This window comes from Niallia oryzisoli (assembly GCF_043641075.1).
GTDB classification, from domain to species: Bacteria; Bacillota; Bacilli; order Bacillales; family Cytobacillaceae; genus Bacillus_BD; species Bacillus_BD oryzisoli_A.
Window position 1 is genome coordinate 162033 of sequence record NZ_JBHZRC010000008.1, and the last position, 24488, is coordinate 186520.

The window sequence follows — 24488 nt, forward strand, 5'->3', positions numbered from 1 at the left end:
GAGTGAAATGATGGTGGAGAAGGCAGCTTTAAAAGGAATAACCGTACTTGAGATAGGAGATCAGTTGACCCAATTTGCTGGAAAGTTACTAGCAGATATGGGAGCAGAAGTGATCAAGGTGGAGCCAAAGGAAGGTGCTCCATCAAGAAAGATAGGACCATTTTACAAAGATATTCCCGATCAAAATGGGAGCTTGTATTTTTGGAACTATAATACATCTAAGAAATCAATCACATTACAGCTCGAGACAAAAGAGGGACAGGAAAAGGTGACCCAGCTGCTTCATGATGCAGATGTTATTCTTGAGGGAAATAAACCAGGTCAAATGAAGGAATGGGGTTTGGATTACGTTACTTTGTCAAAGAGGTTTCCAACACTCGTCTATTGTTCTGTTACTCCTTTTGGCCAGGAAGGACCATGGAGTCAATACCAATCATCTGACATTGTCCAATTAGCACTAGGCGGCATTATGGCAGTTACCGGCTATGATGATGTTCCTGACGCACCACCTATTGCCCCAACCGGTGGCCAATCCTATCATTTAGCAGGATATTTTGCCGCGATGGGAATTGTGAGCGCCCTCTTGCATCGTGATTTTAAAAAGGAAGGCAAATTCATAGATATATCCGTTCATGATTGTGTAACGGTCTCTACTGAGATGTCTCTTCCATATTGGATTTATCAAAAGGAGCATGTCATCCGCCAAACAGGCCGGCATGCCTTACCAAATCGTTCTGTACGCTGGAATCTGAAATGTAAGGATGACAAATACATTCTCGTTTTAAATACGTATTTGGATACAAAGCGTTGGAAAGGTTTGGTTTCTTGGCTGTCCTCCTATCAGCTTGAAGAGGATTTGGCGGACGAAAGATATGTGGATGATAAGTACCGTGCACAGCGTATGGAGCATGTAACAGATGTGTTAGAACGTTTCTGTATTCAATTTGATTCGGAATATATTTATCATAAAGCACAAAGTATCGGCCTGCCGTGGGCACCAGTCCGTGCACCGGAAGATATGATACATGATAAACATTTACGTGAGGATCGAAAGGTCTTTGCATCCGTATATCACCCTGAGGTAAATGAATCGTTTACTTACCCAGGTGCTCCGTATAAACTCCATGAAACCCCTTGGGGTATTAGTAAGAGACCGCCATTATTAGGGGAACACAATGAGGAATACTCTATCAATCTAAGAACCTCTAATCTTTCAAACTAATAGTGAAATTCTATTCAGTTAATGAGTTGATGGACCAGTCAACTCATTAACTACGGAGATTTTGGTATTGCTTGATGTGTTTGAAAATAAAGGGGGGTAACTTCGTGGGGATAGTCATTTCATGGATGAATCAGTATGTATATATTCTGTACACCCTTACCTTTACCCTTTACATAGTTACGATTTTTGTACCGAACGAAGAGCTCCAGTACGTGATTGGCGTTATGGCCATTCTGCTCATCCTGATCTCGTTCAAGGGAGCAAGTACACTCTTTAAAATTCTCTGCCTCATTTTTAGTTTTACAGGACTTCTATTTTATATGAATGCCGGCCTGCCTATCGTTCATCTTCCGTTGTATATGTCTTCAAACATGTCCCTTCTTTCTTTGTTAACCGTGCTTCCCTTGATGACAAGTGTAGTACATGCAGGCCGATTTGATCGAAGGCTCAATGAATTAATGAAAGGGAAAGTAGAGAATTTAGGAAATCTATATGTTAGGAGTTCGATGACAACCTATCTATTAACAGGATTTATTAATATATCTGCCTTAACCCTATCGCAGGAGGTATTACAAGCAAGCCTGCAAAATATCCCGCAAAAAACAAGGAAAATCTTTATTAGTAAGACGACACTTAGAGCATTAGCTGTTGCATTAATCTGGAGCCCGACAGAGATTATCGTGGCCATAACGGTGGATTCAACCGGTATCAGTTATTTATCCTTATTGCCCTGGCTGTTACTCTGCTCCTTACTTGTCATTTCTCTTGATTGGATTATCGGGAATAGAAGCTTTCGCTCGATAAACGTTGCACACGATGAAGGGGTAAATCAAAAGATACATGCCAAGAAAATGGTCATTCAAATCATGAAATTAGTGATGGCTTTAGCCATTTTTTTATTCGTTGTGGTGCTGACAGGGAGCCTTTTGCAACTGAGTTTTATTTTATCTGTAGCCATTGTGATTCCGGTGTTCTCTCTAAGCTGGGCGCTTCTTTTGAAGAGATGGAAGAGCTTTAAGGTAGTTGGTTGGAGGAATTGGAGGGAACGTACAAATAAAATGCAGAATTTTATTGTCCTGTTTCTTTCTCTTTCACTCTTTTCCAACAGTTTAAGTAAGACTTCCTTTCATGATGTGATAAAGGCGCCGTTTCTTGCCTTTAGTGAATATCCCATACTGATTTTAATTTTTATTCAGGTTGTTTTTTTACTGGGCGGGTTAATCGGTGTACATGCAATCGCCACGATAGGGGTTTTATTTGACGTAATCCAACCTCTATATGGGGTGATCAATCCGGTTAGTATTGGAATCGTGGTAATCACAAGTGCACTGGCTACCGCAACTGTTGGAGCCTATGGGGTTACGGTTACCATGACTTCTGTGGCAACCCAGCAAAACCCCTACCGGATTACGTTACATAATTTGCCTTTCTCCTTACTTTTCGGAGCCATTGGCATATCAATCGGTTATTTTCTTTTGTAATTTTTTATAAACTTCTTTGGAGGTAGAAATATGGTGATGACGCCGCAAAAAAGTGAAGTGAAAGGCAGGATTGGAAAGCAATTTGATGGATATCAATCCTTTCAATACTTAACTCCTGGAAAGGATTATAAGCCGGTTCAACTGCCACAGTCAGAGAAATATCGGCAGACAGTAGAGATAAAGCTTAGAGAGGATCAGGAAAGGGTTTTTGAGACTCTATTAAAATACTACCCGATTGTCTCTCTTAGGGATCATGGTTTTGTGGTCCCCAAGAACCAGGAGGACATTATTCCTTATTGTCGCCAACTCCACACAGCATTTGACTATGAAGGGCTGGCCTTATCCGGAGTAGACGTGTTATTCGAGAACTTTATGGATGGAATCTCCATTCTGACCTCATCAAATGGCTTAAAGTGGGATGATGTCATTTTAACATTAGGAATACGCTATTGTGATATGGCAAAACAGGATACCGTTTATATTGCCCGAAATTATCAAGATTTGTTGGATGCAAAAGGGTCAAATCGAATGGCCATTCTGCCTTCATTGGAAGCAGCAAGTATTTTAGAAAATGAAGTGGATCGTGTTGATGTTTTATATGGTCTAGGGATCCGATGTCTGGGGATTACCTATAATGAAGCCAATACATTAGGCTCTGGTTTAATGGAAAAACAGGACGGTGGGTTAACAAGATTCGGCTATAAGGTCGTGGAAAGAATGAACACCTTGGGGATGGTCATTGATATCTCGCATTGCGGGGATCAGACAAGCCTGGACGTGATTGGGGCAAGTGACGTACCGGTGTTTATTACACATGCGGGTGCGCGAGCGGTTTGGAATTCCCCAAGAATGAAATCGGATGAGGTATTAAAGGCCTGTGCAGAAAAGGGAGGCGTTATCGGGGTTTGTGCAGCACCCAATACGACTCTCTCAGCAAAGAACCCAAATGAACATACGATAGAGTCTGTTATGGAGCATCTGGAGTATTTAATTGACCTTGTTGGGGTCGACCATGTGGGGCTAGGTCCTGATACGTTCTTTGGAGATCATGTGGGATTACAGCATGCATTTGATGATCTGTTGTCCCTTAGTGAATCGCATGGGGAACATTTCGAGGAATCCTCCTGTGTGATAGGATTGGAAAATCCAACCGAGGCCACGAAAAATATGATGAAATGGATGATTACACAAAACTATAGCATTCACGATATTCAAAAGATCATTGGCGGCAATGCATTGCGGGTTTTACAAGATATATTAACTTAATCGGAATCATGATCAAAGTAAGAACATCTCTATTTTATAGGGATGTTTTTTGTGTGTATGAAGTTAGATGAATGGATATTCGTGGACCCGAAGGGAAGATAATCAGTATTTTAAAATAGCTTGTAAAGGGCATATTTTATCCCAACTCTAAATTAACTTTTAAAATTACTATATGTTTAGGTTATAAAAAAAGAATTTTCCCTACCTAAAGCTACATTGTTTGAAAAACGATAATTGATTAGTATAAAACTACTATTTAAATATTCAGAATTATCATAAAAAGTTAGGGGGCTTTACATGTTATCAAAAACAGATAATCAGTTGTTAACTCGTACAGGACCAGGTACACCAACGGGTGAATTATTTCGCCGCTATTGGATTCCGGCCCTTTGTTCCGATGAACTGGATCAAGACGGGAAGCCAAAACGTGTGAAATTATTAGGTGAAGATTTAATTGCGTTTCGCGACTCGCATGGTGAAGTGGGTCTAATGGATGAAGCCTGTCCTCATAGAGGAACATCCTTGTATTACGGAATCAATAATGGCTGTGGTTTAACCTGTATGTATCACGGATGGAAATTTGATGTAGATGGCCATTGTGTTGATATTCCATCAGAGCCAACTGACAAACTAAAGAAATCAATAAAATTAAAGTCATATCCTATCCATGAGCAAAACGGTATTATTTGGACTTATATGGGTCCTAAAGAAAAGATGCCACCTGTACCAAACTTTTATTGGATGAAGCTTCCGCAGGAAAATTTAATGGCTGAACGAGTGTGGCAGGACTGTAATTATCTTCAAGTAATAGAAAATGATTTAGATTTTGTCCATGCCGCCTTTCTACATAAAGCCCTCATTAATCAAGATATACAAGAGAATGTCTTATGTACGGATTTAGGGATTAATCCTGATCATCCGTTAGTGAAAAATCCTCCAGTAAAGCAGGCTGTACAGGATACCAATTACGGAAAACGTTGTGTGGCAGTGGGGATTGGGGACGAGGTAAATAACGCTTATATGGAAATTCATTATATTTTCCCGTTTTATTCCTATCCACCAAGGTTTGCAGGTGAAGATGGAATGTTCCATGCGTTTATCCCTCGAGATGATGAAAGCACATGGAGCTGGGATATCCAGTTTGCTCATCATAATCCAATTGATGTCGAAACACAACATATTCGAAGAGGTTTATTAGTGGATGAAAACCATCGAAAGTTACGGAATGTAGAGAATGACTATGAACAGGATCAAACCTTGATGAAGACACTTAACTTTAGCGGAATTCGCGGTATTGCCACACAGGACCACGCTGCGACTGAGAGTATGGGAACCATTGTTGATCGTTCTACGGAACATTTAGGGACAAGTGATCTTCCGATAATTCATATGCGGAAAATGCTGTTGGATACTGTTAACGATTTACAAGAGGGGAAAGATCCATTGACACTTGAAAATCAGTCACTGCAAACGTTACTGAGCGAGGGGCTCTATGCACCGAAGGAGAAGTCCTGGCAAGAAGCATTTCCGTTAAAAGAAAGATTTGATAAAAGTTCTAATGTCATGAAGTAAAAATGTCCATTTGTAAGGTTCTTAATGTTATCTAAAAAATTAATCGTCAGGAGAGAAGAAATATGAAAAAATGGCCCATAGCAATACTTACGATTGTACTGCTCACATTTACAATCCTTGCTGGTTGTTCTTCAGGTTCAAGCAAAGAAGCAAGCAGCAGCGGTGGAGATGCTAAATCCAAGGAGACACAAACATTGAAGCTGATTTCCTTTTTATCAGTGGATCATATGCTGACAAAAGAAATTATCCCGATGTGGATCGATATGGTTGAAAAGGAATTAGACGGTGAAGTGAAAATTGAATGGACTGGCGGTCCGGAATCCATCCCTGCAACTGAACAATTTAATGCGGTGAAAAATGGTTTGGTTGATATTAATTTCAATGCCTCATCACAATTTTCAAACCTGATGCCTGAATCAGATTCAATGCTAATGTCACCCTTTACACCAGCAGAAGAAAGAGAAAATGGTTATTTTGATTACTTAGGCCAATTGTTTGAAAAGAATGGTGTTGTCTATTTAGGACGTTGGTTAAGTGAAGAACCGTTCTACTTCTGGAGTAATAAAGAAGTTACTAGCTTGGCAGAATTAAAGGGTGCTAAATTCCGTTCAAACCCGATTTATCATGGAACGATGGATCAATTGGGAATGGTACAGGTTGACGTACACCCATCTGATGTATATACATCACTCGAAAGAAATCTAGTAGAAGGATTTGGATTTACATTATTGGGACCAAGAGAGAGCGGATGGACTGAAATTACGAAATACGTGATCGATGAACCATTCTTAAATCAAAATACGATGATCATGATTAATCCTAATTCATTTAACGGCTTATCTGACGAAGCACAGAAGAAAATGATTGAAGTAACAGCAAAATTTGAAACGGAAATGGCAAAATATTTTAAAGAAAAGAATGAAGAAGAATGGAATGCCCTTAAAGAGGACGGGGTAAAAGTAATTGATATTAGTCAGAAGGATCGTGATTTATTACAAAAGCATATCAAAGAACAGACATGGAAATCGCTAGAGCAGAATATTGATAAAGCTACTGTCAAGGAATTAAAGGAGCTGTTAAATAAATAAACTCTCTATGAAAAGGGATAGTTACTATCCCTTTTCAATTAATAGAAGGAGGCGGTAGTTTGAAAACATTCTTTAAGTGGTTAGATAAGATTGAAAATATATTCGCCGCTATTGGGATGTGGATGATTGCTTTCATGATGGGCCTAGTTGTCTTTGAAGTCATCATACGTAATTTATTCAATTATTCTTTTGGCTGGTCGATTGATTACACAAGCTATGCACTGTTATACATTGCCTTTCTAGGAGCTGCATGGTTGTTACGTGAGGGTGGCCATGTTTCGGTAAACATACTCGAGGAATATCTGCAGGAAAAAAGTATTAAATTTCTAGATTACATTATTGTTATTTCCGGGATCCTATTAAGTCTTGTCTTAGTATATTACGGTATAGGTGTTACATGGGATTTGTATAGTAACGATGTAAGGAGCCTCTCAGTCGTAAAAACCCCGCTTGCCTATGTAGTAATGATTATTCCGATTGGGAGTCTGTTATTGCTGTTTGAATTTTTCCGTAAAGGATATTTGTTAGTGACAGTTAAGGTTCCGGCTGAAACCATCGATACGAAGAAAGCAACTACCAATATCAATAGGGATGTAAGTATTAACCCTAAAACAAATGTATAAGAGGTGGTGAAGGTATGGAATGGTGGTTAGTACTGATTATTATATTATTCAGCCTGCTCACGCTTATGTTTATGAGAGTCCCAGTGGCATTTGCTTTTATTCTCGTAAATATTGGCGGAGCACTAGCGTTTTGGGGAATGGAAGGAATGGATCAGCTTGTCATGAGCATCAAAGACTCACTAGTCAATTTCTCTTTAATTCCTATCCCTCTCTTCGTATTAATGGGTGAAATCATGTTCCATGCTGGCCTAGCAGGAAACCTCATTAATACGATTGATAAATGGTTTGGTAAAATTCCAGGCAGGCTAAGTCTCATTGCTGTTGGAGGTGGAACAGCGCTTTCCACGTTAACGGGTTCCTCCGCCTCCACTACGGCGATTTTGGGTTCTACACTACTGCCTGAGATGGAAAAGAAAGGCTACAAAAATGAATTAGCTTTAGGTCCTATTTTGGGCAGTGGTGGGTTGGCTGTCCTCATTCCACCTAGTGCTTTAGGTGTATTGCTAGCGTCCATCTCCAAAGTTTCCATTGGTACCTTTATGATTGCTATTATTTTACCAGGAATATTAGTCGCCGCTTTATTTGCACTATACGTTATTATTCGGGCAAGGACTCAGCCGCACTTAGCACCTGCCTATTCAACGGAAAAAATAACGTTGAAAGAAAAAGTTGTTGATACGATTAAATATGTCCTTCCGTTAGGATTCATTTTATTCCTTGTCATCGGCTTAATTTTGTTAGGAATCAGTTCACCAACTGAATCAGCAGCACTGGGTGCCTTTGGAAGTCTAATCCTTGCGGCAGCTTATCGAAAATTAACTAAAGAGAGTTTAGTAAATGCCTTCAAGGGCACAATGAAAATCTCCGTCATGATTTTAATGATTGTGACAGGATCTACTGCCTTTAGTCAAATCCTTGCTTTTTCAGGAGCTACCCAAGAGATGATTCGTTTAATTGCAGGTCTAGACATTGCTCCAATCGTACTTTTAAGTTTAATGTTGTTTGTTATTCTTATCATGGGTACATTTATGGAAGGTTTGGCTATTATCATGATTGTATTGCCAATCTTTACACCGGTAGCTATGACCCTTGGATTTGATCTTTACTGGTTTTCAACCCTTGTTTTGATAGCTGTTGAGGTTGGAGCAATTAGTCCTCCATTTGGATTGGGATTGTTTGTCCTAAAATCCGTAAGTAACTACAAAATGAGTGCGATTTATAAGTCTGCCATTCCTTTTGTTGCCTTGTTTGTTGTAGCACTTGTCATATTAATCGCATTTCCTGAGATTACGTTGTGGCTGCCTAGCTTAATAAAGACATAGAGTTAAGATTTATTGATAAGTCGACAGGGGGTGGCTCCATTACTTTTAATTAGTAGAAGTAATGGAGCCACCCCAGTTTTTATGATAAACAGGAACATTTCATTTAGAGTGAGATGTTCTTTTTATTTGGAGTTTTAAAGATAAATACTATGAATCTGGATGGCGATTTTCATGGTTTCCTAATGCAAAAGATGCCTTAATCGAGTGAAGAAAAAGGCATACTGTATGATTCGGTTGAACAAGTGTATTAATTTCTAACCTATTCATACATTGTATCTAATCATTTATTTCACTAATATATAATTATAATTTAAATTTTCAGAAAATAATCTTACGATAAATTAGGAGGTAATGAAATCATGTTGACAAAACAAGATAATTATTTATTAACTCGTACGGGCCCGGGTACACCAATGGGTGAGCTGTTCCGCCGTTATTGGATTCCGGCATTAAAGTCTGATGAGTTACAACCTGATGGAAAGCCACAGCGTGTGAAGCTACTTGGGGAGGAATTAATCGCATTTCGTGATACAGAAGGGAAAGTCGGCTTGATGGAGGAAGCCTGCCCACACCGCGGGACGTCTCTTTATTACGGCATCAATGATGGGTGCGGCATCCGCTGTATGTATCATGGCTGGAAGTTCGACACGAATGGTGATTGTACGGAAATCCCGTCAGAGGAAGGCGATCCGAAGTTCAGAAAGAAAATCAAAATCAAAAATTATCCGGTTAAAGAGGTTAAAGGCATGATTTGGACTTACATGGGACCAGAGGAGGAGCAGCCGGATTTCCCTGAGTTCTATTGGATGGGGCTACCTGATGAAAATACGATGTCAGAACGAGTGTGGCAGGAATGTAACTATGCACAGGTAATGGAAAATGACCTGGATTATGTACATGCAGCATTTCTTCACAAAGCACATGGCAAGCAGGAGACAGGAGAAGGAATTCTAAGTACGGATTTAGGAATTGACCCGAACCACCCGCTTGTGAAAAATCCACCGGTTAAACAGGATGTAGAGGATGCAAATTACGGAAAGCGTTGTATTGCAGTAGGGATTGGGAATGAAACAGACAATGCCTTTATGGAAATTCACTACATCTTCCCGTTCTATACCTATCCGCCACGATTTGAGGGTGAAGATGGCATGTGGCATGCGTTCATTCCAAGGGATGATTACAGCACATGGTCATGGGATGTTCAATTTTCCCATAATCGCCCGATTGATGTGCAGGCCAATCATGATCGCCGCGGCTTGAAGCTTGATGAGCATTTCAAAAAGCAAATCAGTCTTGAAAATGAATATGCACAGGATCGTGAACTGCAAAAGACAGGAAATTTTACTGGTATCCGCGGAATCGCGAACCAGGATCATGCGGCAACTGAAACAATGGGACCGATTGTTGACCGCTCCAAAGAACATCTTGGAACAAGTGATCTGCCAATCATTCATATGCGCCGCTTATTGCTTCAGCAGGTAAAAGCATTCCAAGAAGGCCAGAAGCCAATGGCATTAGAAAATGCTTCTCTGAAAAATCTGTACAGTGCAGGACTTTATGATAGCAACGAAAAATCCTGGCAGGAGGCCTTCCCAATGCAGGATCAGTTTAAACAGGATGAGCAGGAAGTGAAGTCTTAATCTGAAGAAATTTGGTGGCAGTACTATTAGGTAGGGATTGAAAGGCAAACGATTAGCCATTTTATTCGGGCAACCTCTTTTCGATAGCATTTTTTATTGAGCTTATCGGACAGGGTATCTCCCTGCTGGCACCTTTTTTCTTTTTAAAATAAAGCTATGTTGAATTGGAGTGTTGATTTTTTGTAAGCAGGTTGATTGTAGTGGAAGGCACGAAGACTCCTGCGGTCGCCCGCGGAAAGCGAAGTGCCTGGAACGGAAATCAACAATCAAGTTTACAGTGCTTAAAATTGAGAATTTCATAACGAAAGAGGGATGACATGACGTTAGAAGAATACCTGCGCACGATTTTAGATGACGAGGAAATAGAATTAGCAACGCTGGAGCCTGCCTATACTTTTAATCTAGAAGATTATGAGGAGAAGTGCCATGACTGAACTTCTTTTTGAAACGATAAAAACAGCAGGTAGCGCCATTAAAAAGAAACAGATTTCACCGGTTGAACTAACGAAAATGACCTTAAACCAAATTCGCGAGCATGAACCAAGAGTGAATGCCTTTATCACCGTTATGGAAGAAGAAGCCTTGGAGCAGGCGAAGCAATTGGAAGCGGAGCTAGTGAACGGTGAGGTCAGGGGACCGCTTCATGGGATTCCAATTGCGGTAAAGGATATCTTACAAACAAAGGGTGTAAAAACAACCGGAGGCTCGAAAATTTTTGAAAACTGGATTCCCTCTGAAGATGCGGCAGCAGTTCAAAAGTTGCGGGAAGCGGGAGCCATTATTATCGGAAAGGCTAACCTGCATGAATTTGCGATGGGGGCAACGACAGAAAATCCTCATTATGGAAGCGCCAAGAACCCTTGGAATCTAGCAAGAATTCCAGGCGGCTCAAGCGGAGGCTCTGCAGTTGCTACTGCAACAGGAATGGCCTTTGGTGCCGTTGGGTCAGATACAGCCGGGTCCATTCGGCTGCCGGCAGCTATGTGTGGCACCGTCGGGTTCAAGCCAACCTATGGCGTCGTCTCAAGACGGGGCTGTCTTCCGTTCAGCTGGTCATTAGATCATGTCGGTCCGATGACAAGAACGGTCCAGGATGCGGCCATCATGCTTGAGGTTATGAAAGGGCATGACGCAAAGGATCCGGCCTCTGTGAAAAGACATGTTCAGGTTGGATTTGACGAGTCATTAAGTGACTTAAAGGGTGTAAGACTTGGATTCTATGAGCCTTATATGTTTGCCGGAATGGATGAGGATGTAAAACGGGTAGTTGTTGAAGCCTTCCGCCAGCTAGAATCAATTGGTGCAGAGATCGTTCCAATTGCTTTACCTGGAATTGATGAAGCACTGAATGCTTTAAAAACAATCGCTCAATCAGAGGTTGTCTCCGTTCATGAGCCATTATTGAAAAAATATGGACATTTATACGGAGATGATTTGAAATATCGCTTTGAATTTGGCAGTGATATTTCCGCAACAGCCTACCTTCGTGCCCAGCGCAGAAGAGACCAGTTTGTGCGAGAAACGATTCAACAAATGCAGGGAATTGACGCATTAGTCGGCCCAACAAACGTTCAGCCGCCATTTGAGATTGGGACAATGGTTCCATCCATGGCAATCAGCAATATGTTTACCCTTGGCAAAACACCGTTAGCCAATATCCTAGGCTTCCCAGCCTTATCAGTTGCCTGTGGCTTCACAGCAGAAAACCTCCCAGTAGGACTTCAACTAATCGGAAAACCCTTCTCCGATCAAAAAGTCCTCCAAATTGGCGACTGCTACGAAAAATCAGCCCCATGGCTCAAAGCCCTACAAACGCACGGCACTGGCTCCTTTGCCTCTCAATGAAGCAGGGGGCGGTTCTAGGAAGCAGAGGGACGGTTCTAGTGCTTCCTTGAGCCGAATGAAGCAGAGGGACGGTTCTCTTGCTTCCTCGAACGAAGGATGCGGAGGGACGGTTCTCTTGCTTCCTACAACAAAATGATGATTAAGAGGAGAATTACATGATACAAAAAATGGAGCACGTGGCCATCATGGTTCGCGATATGGATCAATCGATTCAGTTTTATTCTGAAATCTTCGGCTTTAATGTTCGTCTACGCGGAAGCAAACCGGATCGTGAAATGGCTTTTTTATATCTTGAATCACAGCCGGATATGGAAATAGAGCTGATTCAAGAAAAAACGGCAGCTACAGAATATAGTGAGACGGGGATTGTAAACCATCTTGCTTTTACCGTTGAAAACATTGATGAAACGATTACCTTTTTAAAAGGAAAAGAGATTGCCTTTACTTCTGATGAAGTGAAGCCGACGCTCGAAGGCGGGCGCATGATCCTCTTTCATGGACCGAGCCGGGAACTGCTGCAGTTAGTAGAAAAAGTAAAATAAGGCGGGTCAGCATGTTCAATACGGCATGCTATTACTCATAGAAACTACATATATAAGGAGGAGAAAAAATGGCAAGAATTATGCGTTTAGGCCGTGTGGAATTAAATGTATTAGACTTAGAAAAATCAGTAGAATACTATACAAAGGTTATTGGCTTAGAAGAAACAGGGAGAATGGGAAACAGCGTTTACTTAAAAGCATGGGATGAGTTTGATCATCATAGTTTAATTTTAACAAAAACGAACAAGGCGGGCTTAGCCCATATGGCCTTTAAAGTAGAGACGCTTGATGATCTTGCCTATTATGAAAGAAAAGTAGAGGAATTTGGCTGTACGACTACACGTATTTCCAGCAATACTAGATTAGCTGAAGGAGAAGCCGTCCATTTTATTTTGCCAACTGGGCATCACTGTGAGCTTTATCATGAAATCGGTTTCTTAGGAACATCCGTTGGAACACTAAACCCTCATCCATGGCCATTAGAAGCAAAAGGAATTGCGCCGCATCGTCTTGACCATTGCTTACTTACCGGTGATGATCTTAAAACTGTAACGAGATTCTTTATTGAAGCCCTTAATTTTAGACAAAGTGAAAAAATCACAACGGTCGATGGAGAGGAGCTATTAGGCAGCTTCTTATTCTCAACTAATAAAGCCCATGATTTAGCGTTTGTTAAAGGGCCTGATGCTAAGCTTCACCATGCTGCATTCGCAGTGGATTCCCTGCATGATGTTTTTAAAGCAGCGGATCTATTATCTATGTATGATGTACCATTTGATGTCACACCAACTCGCCACGGCATTACACGTGGACAAACCATTTACTTCTTTGATCCATCAGGAAATCGTAATGAGGCCTTCGCTGGCGGTTATCTTTCATATCCTGATATGCCGACCATTACTTGGACGGAGGATAAAATTGGACAAGGTATTTTCTATCACCGCCGTGAACTGTCTGAATCCTTTATGAAGGCATTAACTTGATCAAGAATAGTGTAGGATATCAAAGAGTAAAGGGGAGAAATCATGTATAAAGTATCACTGAAGGCAAGAAATCAACAATTTGAATATCAATGTGCTCCGGAGCAAACGCCTTTAAGGGCGGCAAGAGACCAGTTTATTCCCTTTCCAACCGGCTGCCAGCGTGGAGGCTGCGGAATGTGTAAGGTAAAGGTATTAGAAGGCGAGTACAACCATGAAGAAACCCGCTCCCACGAATATCTATCCGACGAAGAACTAAACAACCAATTCGCCCTAGCCTGCTGCATGACACCAAAAAGTAACCTGAACATCATCACCATCGAAGACTATGAGAAGCAGGGGGACGGTTCTCTTGCTTCCTTAGATGGAGCCAAAGAATAAGTGTAATGGAAGGAAGCGGAGGGACGGTTCTCCCGCTTCCTTTCTTTATTTAGATGAGCCATGTATTAATAAAACTCAAAACCGAGTGGGGCCCTCAGAAAATTATTTTCCACCTAAGCGCTCCGGCAGGCTTTGTATGGATTGAACAACGCTATCCAGTTTTGCTTCAATACGATAAAGCAAGAAAAGGGTAACGACAATCGGAAAGCCGACCTCACCTATGAAGGGAATGAACTGTTCCACGAAAGACACCTCGTTTCTTCATTAATATTTGAAAAGGCTGCCTCCGGAAGGATAAGTGGTTCCGTTTCGGCGGATAAACATATCAAATAGTGAGCAGACTCCTTTTTGAGTAACGAGAGATAATTAATATAAACGGAGATTTTTCGGTTAGACAGCAGAATAGAGCTCGGTTCGGGGGAAATAAGCGGAGGTTTTCCGATTAAGCAAAGCAATATGACTCATTTTCACGTTTTTCAAGCCAATAGTCGGAATCCTTCCGTCTATTTAGTCTATTTTCATCGCTATTTTTTAATTAAGAGAGATTTCTCCGCTTATTTATCAAACTCACTTTGGCGTCTAATGAACTTGTACAAATTCACCTTTAATAAAAACAAGAAAAACATATGAAGGACAAAAGCTTGGGGAAATCCCAAGCTTTTGTGTGCTAATTATATTGTTATTCAATGCTACGAAATCTTATGTTATTTGTGCTGTGATTTTAGATTTTCTCCACGTTATCGGAACTACTTACCGGAAGGAAAGCAGCCTTTTTGTTTTCATTGATCACGAAGGGAATGGACCTTACACGATTTCGTAATCGGTTACGTTATGCTCCACAATACGTGCTTCCTTCACGCTGACAAAGCTTTGAGTTTCACTGCCGAAAATATTGGCCGCAATAATCAAATCCATCACCTGTTTTACAGCGATCTTATCCACCGGCTCTTTCGGATAATCAACCGTCAGCTTAGCCGTTTTACCTACACTATTAATAAAGTGCAATTCGAGTGTTTTTGCCATTTCTGTCATCCTCTCCTATTCTTGTCGCTCTTGCTTAGCCAAGTACTTCATAAAGCTCATTCTTTTCGACGGTTGCTAGCGGGTGAATGGACAGAGAAGCTAGAGCTTGTCCCACCTGGTACAGCTGATCCGGAGTAGCTGTCTCAACTACACCACCATACGTCTTCGTCTTAAAAATCGGTTTCCCATCTGCACTACTCCCTGTCTCGTAAGTCAACCGCAGCTTAAACGCCTTTGCAAATGTCTGTGCCATCTTCATCATCCTCTCCTTTCATGCTTGTTATATAGAAAAAGAGGCAAAAAGTGTCCTATGAATTTTAAAAAGTTTCTCGATGGAAGCGTGGGGACGGTTCTAGTGCTTCCAACCAAACGGATAGCTATAAATCGGAAGCAGGAGAACCGTCCCTCTGCATCTAAAATTCTAGTTTTTGAGCAGAAGTTTCTTTAGTGCTCGTCTTTCGCAGGAGCGGACGGTTGCTAGTTTCATATGTTCCATGTCAGCTATTTCTCTGTTGGACAGGCCTTCGTAGAAGCGTTGGACGACCCATTTTTGTTCACGGTCTGTGAGATGGCGGAAGTAGCTTAGCAGTGTTTCTTTCTCTAGCAGGTCTGTTTCGCACTGTAGCAGATTCCAATATTCTTCACTTGGATAGTAGCAAAGGTCGTCGTGTTGCTTCTCTTTTTTTAACGCACACAGAATTCTGCCTTTAATAAAGCTGTAAGCATAGGTGGAGAATTTCCCTTTCTTCGCATCAAAGTTTTTGCCGGCATCCCAAAGTGCAATTAACCCGATTTGGTAAAAGTCCTCTTGATTTTTGTAAATATGCAATGAATGGATAATAGAGTGAATCATATTCGAATGCTCGGCAGCTAGTTGTTCAAAGTCCATGTCTGGACGCCTTTCGGAACGTGCACCATTCCTTGTATTCCCGGGTATCACTAAAATACCGCGAAACCAGATGGAGTTCGAATTTCGAAAAACGCGTTTTGTGTACAGAAAATGCGTTTTTGCAGCTAGAAAATGATCATTTGGGTACAGAAAAATGCATTTTCAGCTCAAAAACGCGAAAAAAAGAAGTATTTTAGGAAACGGAGGGACGGTTCTGCTGCTTCTTTTAGTTTTAGAACGGAGCAAACGTATGGGGATGATAGTCTTTTTATATTTCTCTTGTGGTAATCTTTGAAGTACTCTATGAAGTATTCTCTGTAGTACTCTATGGTATTGCTTTGTTCCGAATGGCCGCTTCTATAGACCATTCTAAGTAAATAGTTGGTTCATTTTGACTAGTAGAGGGCAGCGAGGTGAACAGTTCATTGAGTCATTAGGCAATAGTCAATAACGTAATTTGAGCTAACTATGATGATCTTTAGTTCCCTTAGGAAAGCAATGTGAGAAGGAAAAATGCTCAAAAAAAGGGTTGCTCATACAAATGAACAGCCCCAAGCATCATTGTCACGCCGCCAATTGCGTTACGCCAACTATGCTTAACAATGTGGGTGAGAAGCCTCAACCCACACCCTTCTTCTTAAGGTTAATGTATGAAATGCGTTTCATAGCAAGAAAAAAGTTATTAAAAAGGAAGCAGGAGAACCGTCCCCTGCATTTTTTCTAGAATTTTGATGCAAACGGTTGCACAAAATTTTTCATTTTGATATAGTAGTACCATAAGAAAGAGGAGGACGACATCATGAAGAGGATATGGTGGAAGGAAGCGGTGGCGTATCAAGTTTACCCACGCAGCTTTATGGATTCAAATGGTGACGGAATCGGCGATATTCAAGGAATCATTTCCAAACTGGATTATTTAAAGGACTTAGGAATTGATGTGATTTGGATTAGTCCAATTTATTCTTCGCCTAATGATGATAACGGTTACGATATTAGTGATTATAAAGGAATCATGGAAGATTTCGGCACCATGGCTGATTTTGACCAGCTTTTACAAGAGGTACATAGCCGCGACATGAAGCTGATTATGGATTTAGTGATTAACCACACCTCTGATGAACATGCATGGTTTATTGAATCTCGTTCGTCAAAGGACAATCCATACAGAGATTATTATATCTGGCACCCCGGCCATAATGGCAAGGAACCGAATAACTGGGAATCGATCTTTGGCGGCTCGGTTTGGGAGTACGACCCACAGACAAAGGAATACTATATGCATGTATTCTCCCGCAAGCAGCCAGATTTAAACTGGGAAAATCCACAAGTTCGAAACGACTTATATGAAATGGTCAACTGGTGGATCGACAAAGGAATTGACGGATTCCGTGTTGATGCAATTTCTCATATTAAAAAGGTTCCGGGATTTCCAGATTTACCAAACCCGAAAAACCTAAAGTATGTTCCGTCATTTGAAGGTCATATGAATCGCGAAGGAATCGAAATTTTTCTTCAGGAGCTGAAACGCGAAACCTTTGCTAAGCACGACATCATGACAGTCGGTGAAGCGAATGGTGTCAAAGCCAATCAGGCGGAGGAATGGGTCGGTGAGGAAAACGGTGTCTTTAATATGATTTTCCAATTCGAGCATTTAGACCTTTGGGGAAAAAGTGTAACTGGCGGTATTGATCTTCCGGTTTTAAAAGAAACCTTCCATAACTGGCAGACAGAGCTTAATGGAAAGGGTTGGAATGCATTATTCCTGGAAAACCACGATCAACCTCGCTCGGTTTCAACATGGGGTGACGCAGAAAACTTCTGGGATGTATCTGCTAAATGCCTTGCAACCATGTACTTTCTCATGCAGGGGACACCATTTATTTACCAGGGTCAAGAAATTGGCATGACCAACGTTCAGTATTCTTCCATCAATGATTATAATGATGTGGCGATTAAAAATCTCTACCACAACGGCATCAAGGATGGTCAGACGCATGAGGAATTGATGGAGATCATTTGGAAAAACGGCCGTGATAATTCACGAACTCCGATGCAATGGACTGACGGAAAGAATGCAGGCTTTACAACAGGCCAGCCGTGGTTAAAGGTAAATCCAAACTTTACAGAAATCAATGTTGAAAAAGCGATAAACGAAAAAGACTCGATTTATCATTACTACAAAACGCTGATTCAATTACGAAAAGACCATCCGACATTTGTTTACGGACAGTTTGAGCTTGTACTACCTGAGCATGAGCATATTTTTGCTTACAAGAGAACATTAGAAAGTGAAACCTATCTAATTATCACCAACCTTTTTGCAAACGAAACCGAGTACCAACTTCCGCACGCTCAATGGAAAAATAAAAACGCGGAAATGCTAATCAGTAATTATCCAATAGATTCAAAGGTGGATTTTCACAACGGCAGCTTAAAGCCTTTTGAAGCAAGAGTGTATCGAATAAACTAATTTTTTTAGCAAATAATGCAAACGATTGCACATAAAAAGTTCTAAATGATGAAGGGACTGGAGAAAATGAAACTTAAATCCTTTGATTTTTGGCAAAAGTTCGGAAAGGCTTTGCTTGTTGTTGTAGCCGTTATGCCAGCAGCAGGTATCATGATTTCCCTCGGCAAGCTAGTGGGGATGCTTGGCGTTGACATTGCTGTCATTAAAACGATTGCCTTAGTGATGGAGGAAATCGGCTGGGGTATTATTGGGAATCTTCATGTATTGTTCGCCGTTGCGATCGGCGGCTCGTGGGCGAAAGAGCGTGCCGGCGGTGCATTTGCTGCCTTAATCGCTTTTATCCTAATCAATCGAATCACAGGTGCCATCTTTGGCGTCAATGGTGCCATGTTAGGGGATCCTGAAGCAACGGTTTCCTCCCTGTTCGGCAGTGAACTAATTGTTAGCGATTACTTTGTATCGATTCTTGGTGCACCTGCCTTGAACATGGGTGTGTTTGTCGGAATCATTTCCGGATTCTTAGGTGCCAATCTATTTAATAAATACTATAATTTTGATAAGCTTCCGCAATCTCTGGCCTTTTTTAACGGAAAAAGATTTGTCCCGTTTGTAGTGATTGCCGGTTCGGTTGTAACAGCTCTTATTCTTTCAATCATCTGGCCATTTATTCAAGGCTTGTTAAATGACTTTGGCCGTTGGATTGCTTCATCTCGTGATACAGCACCGGTTGTTGCACCATTTATTTTTGGCGCATTAGAGCGTTTATTGCTTCCGTTTGGCTTGCATCATATGCTGACAGTGCCGATGAACTATACAGAGCTCGGCGGCACCTATACAATCCTAACAGGTTCAAGTGCCGGAACAACGGTTGCAGGACAAGATCCGCTATGGCTTGCATGGATTGCTGATTTAAATAATCTGCTTGCAGCTGGTGACACTGCAGGGTATAACGCCTTATTACAGGATGTAACTCCAGCACGCTTCAAGGTTGGACAAATGATTCTTTCATGTGCATCTTTAATCGGGATTGCGATTGCGATGTACCGCAATGTGGATAGTGATAAACGTGCGAAATACAAATCTATGTTCTTTTCTGCTGGATTAGCGGTGTTTTTAACAGGTGTTACAGAGCCAATTGAATTTATGTTTATGTTTGTCGCACCGGTGCTTTATGTTGTTTATGCTATCATGACAGGATTGGCGTTTGCGGTAGTCGATTTGGTTCATATCCGAATTCATTCCTTCGGCTTTATTGAACTGTTAACAAGAACACCGATGATAGTAAAAGCGGGCTTATGGTTAGATCTCGTGTACTTTGTGGTTGCATGCCTAGTGTTCTTTGCACTAAACTTTACTGTGGCTAATTTTCTCATTAAAAAATTAAAATATGCGACACCAGGACGTTTAGGAAACTATGTGGAAGAAGAGGCTGGACAAACTGGACAAGCTGATTCGAAGGAACAGGACGGTTCACTTGCCACAGCCATTATTGGTTTATTAGGTGGGAAAGATAATATCGAAGAAGTGGATGCGTGCATGACCCGCCTTCGCGTCACAATCAAGGATGTCAATGCAGTTGCATCTGAGCAGCAATGGAAGCAGCATGGCGCGCTTGGCTTAATTATCAAAGGGAAGGGTGTTCAAGCCATTTATGGCCCAAAGGCCGATGTCTTAAAATCCGATATTCAAGATCATATAGGGGCGTAGGAAATGAAATTATTAACACTAAACTGTCACTCCTGGATCGAAGAGCATCCTATTGAAAAAATGAAGATCCTTGCTGAAACGATTAAGGAAAAATCATATGATGTGATTGCCCTGCAGGAAGTGAACCAATCCATCGATGCGGAAAGTGTCGATGGAAGGATCAAAAAAGATAACTTTGCTCTTGTGCTCCTTGAGGAATTAAAGAAGCTTGGGGTAAATGAGTATAGTTTAGTATGGGACTTTTCCCATTTTAGCTATACAGTGTATGAAGAGGGGGTTGCTCTTTTAACAAAGCATCCCATTGTAGAAAAAAAATCGTTCTTTGTTTCCCAATCCGAGGATCCTAAGAACTGGAAGACGAGGAAAATTGCCGGCATCACCATCCGTTTTCAGGATGAATTGCTTCGTTTTTATTCCTGTCACCTTGGCTGGTGGGAGGATGAAGAGGAGCCGTTTAAGGAGCAACTAGATCAGTTATATCGAATGGCAAGCAAGGATAAAAGGTTTTTCCTGATGGGTGATTTTAATAATGCCGCCCATATTAGAGGCGAAGGCTATGATTATATACTGAGCAAAGGGCTTTATGATACGTATCAATTAGCGAAGCAGACGGATGATGGGATTACGGTGGCTGGAAAAATCGCCGGCTGGGATGAAAACAAACATGATCTCAGGATCGACTATATTTTTTCCAGCGTACCAGTAGAGGTAAATCAATCTTTTGTTATTTTTAACGAAAAAAATAAACCGGTTATCTCAGATCACTTTGGTGTAGAGGTGACGATCAAATAAGAAAAGGGGTAGTACGATATGTTTAAATCATTATTTAAGAAAAAAATGGAACCGGAACAGGTGCAGGCACCATTAACTGGAAAAGTGGTATCGCTCGAAGAAGTCCCGGATCCCGTTTTTTCGCAAAAAATGATGGGAGACGGAGTCGCGATTATTCCTAGTGACAAGCAGGTGTATTCACCGGTCGATGGGGAGATTGTCAGTGTATTCCCAACGAAGCATGCGATCAGCCTGCGCACGAAAGCAGGGGCAGAGCTTCTGATACATATGGGGCTAGAAACCGTTGAATTAAAGGGCGAAGGGTTTCAAATATTAGTTCAGGATGGTAGCAAGGTTTCAAAAGGCGAGCCAATTGCTGAATTTGATTTTGAAAAGGTTTCAAGCCTTGGTAAAGAAGTAATTACCCCAATCATCCTTCTAAATGGGGATCAATATAAGATCGAAAATAGACAAACAAGCACGTCCACCACAGGCGGCAAAGATATTATAATGGAACTAGTGAAGGCTTAAAGGCCAGGGGAACGGGTAGGGAGACGGGTCCCTTGGCCCACCAAAAATTTTTTCTCACACGATCATTACAAAGGGGGTGTAAAGGGTGGTTATTACAATAAAGGATGTTGCGAAGGCAGCGAATGTTACACCATCAACCGTCTCAAGGGTTATTGCCGATAATCCGAGAATCAGTAATAAAACAAAAAAGAAGGTCCGTCAGGTGATGGAGGAGCTTGGTTACCAGCCCAATTATAAGGCGCGCAATCTGGCAAGCCGTACGACTCAAACCATTGGGCTTGTGATGCCAAACTCAACCGATAAAGTGTTTCAAAATCCATTTTTTCCTGAAGTCATTCGCGGGATTAGCAAAATGGCCCATCTGAAGGAATATGCAATCCAGTTCTCAACAGGGGAAATGGAAGAGGAGATCTATGACGGGGTTGTCCGAATGGTTCAGAGCGGGCGTGTGGATGGTGTGATTCTGCTTTATTCCCGCATAGATGACAAGGTAATGGCTTTTCTAGAGGAAAAGAACTTTCCTTATACAATGATCGGAAAGCCCTCCTATGACGTGGAGAAAATTTCTCATGTTGATAATGATAATTTTAGCGCCGCAAAGGAAGTAACGGACTACTTGCTGAAACTTGGGCATAAAAGAATTGCTTTTGTTGGGGGAAATCATTCCTTAATGGTGACAATGGACCGTCAGCGGGGATACGAGACAGCGTTAAAAGAAGCCGGGATTTCCATTTGCCAGGATTACATCGTCCACGAGGATTTCTTAATTGAAGGTGGAAAACAGGCGATTTCAGAGCTGTTGTCACGGAAGGAAACGCCAACAGCCTTAGTGGTTGTGGACGATTTAATGGCCTTCGGGATCATTAATACATTGGAGAAAATGGGGCTTCGTGTTCCAGATGATATTTCGATTGTCAGCTTTAATAACCTACTATTATCTGAGATTTCGCAGCCTCCATTAACGACGGTGGATATTAATATTTTTGATTTGGGCTATCATGCTATGAAAAGCTTGATCGAAAAGATTAATAACCCGGACGAACCTGCTAAAAGAATCATCGTACCTTATCGAATGACCGAGCGGAGTTCTTGTAAAAAAATACGATAAAAAAGATGGCCGCCGTACTGTATGGCGGCTTTTCTTTTAGGACCACGGGGAAGGACCACGGGGACGGGGCGCTGGGTCCTGAAAGTGCCAAAAGGAGCCAGAGGGTCGGGTACCCTGTTTTACTAAAAATAGAAATTATATACTACACAGATTAAAGGGGGAATCAATGATGGAAGAAAAATGGCTGGTTGGTGTTGATTTAGGCGGGACCACTATTAAAATGGCGTTTATTAGTATGGATGGCGAGATTAAGCACAGCTGGGAAATTGCTACGGATACTAGCGAAAAGGGGAGGCAAATTCCTGCATCAATCTCGAGATCAATTGATGAAAAGCTAGCTGAATTCATGAAGACAAAGGATCGGTTGATCGGGATTGGAATTGGCGCTCCAGGGCCGGTAAATGAGGATGACGGCTCACTTGAGGTTGCTGTTAACTTAGGCTGGGAGAACTTCCCGCTGCAGGAAATCCTTGAGCGTGAAACCTCTTTGCCAGTGGCTGTAGAAAATGATGCCAATGTAGCTGCCCTTGGTGAAATGTGGAAAGGTGCTGGTAACGGGGCGAAAAACCTGTTATGTGTCACATTAGGTACAGGCGTCGGCGGCGGGATCATTGTGAATGGGGAAATCGTGCATGGAACAAATGGTGCCGGCGGTGAAATTGGCCATATTACATCTGTTCCAATTGGAGGCGCACCATGTAATTGTGGGAAAAAAGGCTGCTTAGAGACGATAGCATCCGCAACAGGCATTGTCCGTCTCGCAAAGGAAGAGCTTCTTACTGCTTCAGAGGACAGTCTATTAAGAGATTATAAGGGAATCACAGCCAAACTAGTATTTGATGCAGCAAAGGAAGGCGATAAGCTTGCCAACCGTGTGATTGAACAGGTTGTCTTCCACTTAGGCCTAGCCTTAGCCAATTTAGCGAATGGATTAAACCCCGAAAAAATTGTCATCGGAGGCGGTGTTTCAAAAGCAGGCGGAGCATTACTAGAGCCGTTAAAAACAGCCTTTACACCATTTGCCTTCCCAAGAGTAGCCCAAGGAGTAGAAATAGTCCCAGCCACACTCGGCAACCAAGCAGGCGTCATCGGAGCAGCCTGGCTCGCAAAACAAAAACTAAGCTGAAACAGAAGAAGCAGGAGGAGGGTTCCCATTGAAGCAGGGGGACGGTTCTCTTGCTTCTTTTTCATCTCACCCGGAAGCAGGGGGACGGTTCTCCTGCTTCCTTTTCATTTCAATAGGAAGCGGAAGAACCGTCCCCCCGCTTTTTTTATTCATATGCCGTCCAAGGAAATCATAAGAATTCTTATAGAATGGTGGAAGGGGATAAACGGAGGTTTGTAGAAATACAGATGTACGTAAAGGGTTTTCGGTCAGGGGGGATTTTGAATGTCGTGGTTTACATTTTGGATGATTGTGATTAATACAAGCTTTTGGTTAATCTGCTGCTTTGGTACAGCCTGGTTGGTCCACAGGGTATTACCGAGCTCGATATACGAAAAAATCAACTGGCTTTTTAAAGAAAGGTCATTTGAAAAGCGCTTTTATCAGATGATTTTTCTTCCCAAATGGAAGGATAAGCTGCCTGAATGGGGGAAAGTATGGAATTTTGAAAAAAGTCATTTGAAACAGGAACTAAATTTAGACTATGTGAATCGATTTATTCTTGAGACCTATCGTGCAGAAATCGGCCATATTGGTATGGCAGTATTGGGGTTTGCGTGTGTATTGGCTAATCCACGTGATTATGCTCAAATGGCTATTATTTGTTCAATCCTGAATGTGGTGGTTCAAATCCCGTTTTGTTTAATACAGAGATATAACAGACCCCGGCTGGTTCGTTTAAAAGTAAGGTTTGAGAAGAGAGGTCTACAATAAATAGAGCAGGAAGATTTAATTCATTCAATTAACGAGTAAAAGGACCCTTCATATCTTAATCAAACGTTTGTTTAAGATATGAAGGGGTCCTTTTGAAAGTGAAGGGCTAACTCACTTTAGAAGAAAAAGAAGCAGGAGAACCGTCCCT

Annotated in this window: 23 protein-coding genes; 19 read left to right on the forward strand and 4 right to left on the reverse strand. The window is 41.6% G+C overall.

Translation table 11 applies throughout. The features are described 5' to 3' along the window. Window positions 1-7: 7 nt before the first annotated feature. The 12 genes from ACHUFV_RS19910 (at window position 8) to ACHUFV_RS19965 (ending at window position 13962) form a co-directional block, all read left to right on the forward strand. Window positions 8-1222: a CaiB/BaiF CoA transferase family protein gene (locus tag ACHUFV_RS19910; RefSeq protein ID WP_394237170.1), complete on the forward strand. Its 1215-nt coding sequence runs from the start codon at window positions 8-10 to the stop codon at window positions 1220-1222. 104 nt (window positions 1223-1326) lie between these two features. Beyond that, a complete protein-coding gene (locus tag ACHUFV_RS19915) occupies window positions 1327-2703 on the forward strand; it encodes a hypothetical protein (RefSeq protein ID WP_394237171.1) in 1377 nt (458 codons plus the stop codon). 30 nt (window positions 2704-2733) lie between these two features. Next, window positions 2734-3969: a dipeptidase gene (locus ACHUFV_RS19920; RefSeq protein WP_394237173.1), complete on the forward strand. Its 1236-nt coding sequence runs from the start codon at window positions 2734-2736 to the stop codon at window positions 3967-3969. Between the two features lie 297 nt (window positions 3970-4266). Then, complete coding sequence (locus ACHUFV_RS19925) at window positions 4267-5541, forward strand: Rieske 2Fe-2S domain-containing protein (protein WP_394237174.1); 1275 nt, start codon at window positions 4267-4269, stop codon at window positions 5539-5541. A 62-nt stretch (window positions 5542-5603) separates the two neighbouring features. Continuing rightward, the gene (dctP, locus tag ACHUFV_RS19930) at window positions 5604-6629 is read left to right on the forward strand and encodes a TRAP transporter substrate-binding protein DctP (RefSeq protein ID WP_394237176.1); all 1026 of its coding nucleotides are present in this window, start codon (window positions 5604-5606) and stop codon (window positions 6627-6629) included. Between the two features lie 59 nt (window positions 6630-6688). Further along, the gene (locus ACHUFV_RS19935; protein ID WP_394237177.1) at window positions 6689-7252 is read left to right on the forward strand and encodes a TRAP transporter small permease; all 564 of its coding nucleotides are present in this window, start codon (window positions 6689-6691) and stop codon (window positions 7250-7252) included. A 14-nt stretch (window positions 7253-7266) separates the two neighbouring features. Continuing rightward, window positions 7267-8574 (forward strand): TRAP transporter large permease, encoded by a 1308-nt coding sequence (locus ACHUFV_RS19940; RefSeq protein WP_394237178.1) that lies wholly within the window; start codon window positions 7267-7269, stop codon window positions 8572-8574. 359 nt (window positions 8575-8933) lie between these two features. Then, entirely contained in the window at window positions 8934-10214 is a 1281-nt protein-coding gene (locus ACHUFV_RS19945; RefSeq protein WP_394237180.1) for a Rieske 2Fe-2S domain-containing protein, read from the forward strand. Window positions 10215-10640: 426 nt separating this feature from the next. Next, the gene (locus ACHUFV_RS19950; protein WP_394237182.1) at window positions 10641-12059 is read left to right on the forward strand and encodes an amidase; all 1419 of its coding nucleotides are present in this window, start codon (window positions 10641-10643) and stop codon (window positions 12057-12059) included. A gap of 155 nt (window positions 12060-12214) precedes the next feature. Then, window positions 12215-12601: a VOC family protein gene (locus ACHUFV_RS19955; RefSeq protein WP_394237184.1), complete on the forward strand. Its 387-nt coding sequence runs from the start codon at window positions 12215-12217 to the stop codon at window positions 12599-12601. A 68-nt stretch (window positions 12602-12669) separates the two neighbouring features. After that, window positions 12670-13584, forward strand: a complete 915-nt coding sequence (locus ACHUFV_RS19960; protein ID WP_394237186.1) for a catechol 2,3-dioxygenase — start codon at window positions 12670-12672, stop codon at window positions 13582-13584. Between the two features lie 42 nt (window positions 13585-13626). Continuing rightward, window positions 13627-13962: a 2Fe-2S iron-sulfur cluster-binding protein gene (locus ACHUFV_RS19965; protein WP_394237188.1), complete on the forward strand. Its 336-nt coding sequence runs from the start codon at window positions 13627-13629 to the stop codon at window positions 13960-13962. A gap of 102 nt (window positions 13963-14064) precedes the next feature. Here the strand turns inward: ACHUFV_RS19965 and ACHUFV_RS19970 are convergent, their stop codons facing one another. The 4 genes from ACHUFV_RS19970 to ACHUFV_RS19985 form a co-directional block, all read right to left on the reverse strand. After that, window positions 14065-14205 carry a YvrJ family protein gene (locus tag ACHUFV_RS19970; RefSeq protein ID WP_394237189.1) on the reverse strand — a complete coding sequence of 47 codons (141 nt, stop codon included), beginning with the start codon at window positions 14203-14205 and terminating at the stop codon, window positions 14065-14067. 561 nt (window positions 14206-14766) lie between these two features. Next, the gene (locus ACHUFV_RS19975) at window positions 14767-14985 is read right to left on the reverse strand and encodes a DUF2922 domain-containing protein (protein ID WP_394237191.1); all 219 of its coding nucleotides are present in this window, start codon (window positions 14983-14985) and stop codon (window positions 14767-14769) included. A 34-nt stretch (window positions 14986-15019) separates the two neighbouring features. Then, on the reverse strand, window positions 15020-15244 hold the full coding sequence (locus ACHUFV_RS19980; protein WP_394237193.1) for a DUF1659 domain-containing protein: 225 nt from the start codon (window positions 15242-15244) through the stop codon (window positions 15020-15022). Between the two features lie 162 nt (window positions 15245-15406). Beyond that, window positions 15407-15874 carry a sigma-70 family RNA polymerase sigma factor gene (locus ACHUFV_RS19985; protein WP_394237195.1) on the reverse strand — a complete coding sequence of 156 codons (468 nt, stop codon included), beginning with the start codon at window positions 15872-15874 and terminating at the stop codon, window positions 15407-15409. 799 nt (window positions 15875-16673) lie between these two features. Here ACHUFV_RS19985 and ACHUFV_RS19990 point away from each other — a divergent pair. The 7 genes from ACHUFV_RS19990 (at window position 16674) to ACHUFV_RS20020 (ending at window position 24340) form a co-directional block, all read left to right on the forward strand. Then, the gene (locus tag ACHUFV_RS19990; RefSeq protein ID WP_394237197.1) at window positions 16674-18344 is read left to right on the forward strand and encodes a glycoside hydrolase family 13 protein; all 1671 of its coding nucleotides are present in this window, start codon (window positions 16674-16676) and stop codon (window positions 18342-18344) included. Window positions 18345-18410: 66 nt separating this feature from the next. Beyond that, entirely contained in the window at window positions 18411-20051 is a 1641-nt protein-coding gene (locus ACHUFV_RS19995; protein WP_394237199.1) for a PTS transporter subunit IIBC, read from the forward strand. A 3-nt stretch (window positions 20052-20054) separates the two neighbouring features. Next, window positions 20055-20843 carry an endonuclease/exonuclease/phosphatase family protein gene (locus tag ACHUFV_RS20000; RefSeq protein WP_394237201.1) on the forward strand — a complete coding sequence of 263 codons (789 nt, stop codon included), beginning with the start codon at window positions 20055-20057 and terminating at the stop codon, window positions 20841-20843. Between the two features lie 18 nt (window positions 20844-20861). Further along, entirely contained in the window at window positions 20862-21353 is a 492-nt protein-coding gene (locus ACHUFV_RS20005; RefSeq protein WP_394237203.1) for a PTS sugar transporter subunit IIA, read from the forward strand. Between the two features lie 85 nt (window positions 21354-21438). Further along, the gene (locus ACHUFV_RS20010) at window positions 21439-22461 is read left to right on the forward strand and encodes a LacI family DNA-binding transcriptional regulator (RefSeq protein WP_394237205.1); all 1023 of its coding nucleotides are present in this window, start codon (window positions 21439-21441) and stop codon (window positions 22459-22461) included. Window positions 22462-22630: 169 nt separating this feature from the next. Then, complete coding sequence (locus ACHUFV_RS20015; protein ID WP_394237206.1) at window positions 22631-23587, forward strand: ROK family glucokinase; 957 nt, start codon at window positions 22631-22633, stop codon at window positions 23585-23587. A 264-nt stretch (window positions 23588-23851) separates the two neighbouring features. Then, window positions 23852-24340 carry a glycosyl-4,4'-diaponeurosporenoate acyltransferase CrtO family protein gene (locus ACHUFV_RS20020; RefSeq protein ID WP_394237208.1) on the forward strand — a complete coding sequence of 163 codons (489 nt, stop codon included), beginning with the start codon at window positions 23852-23854 and terminating at the stop codon, window positions 24338-24340. Window positions 24341-24488: the final 148 nt, after the last annotated feature.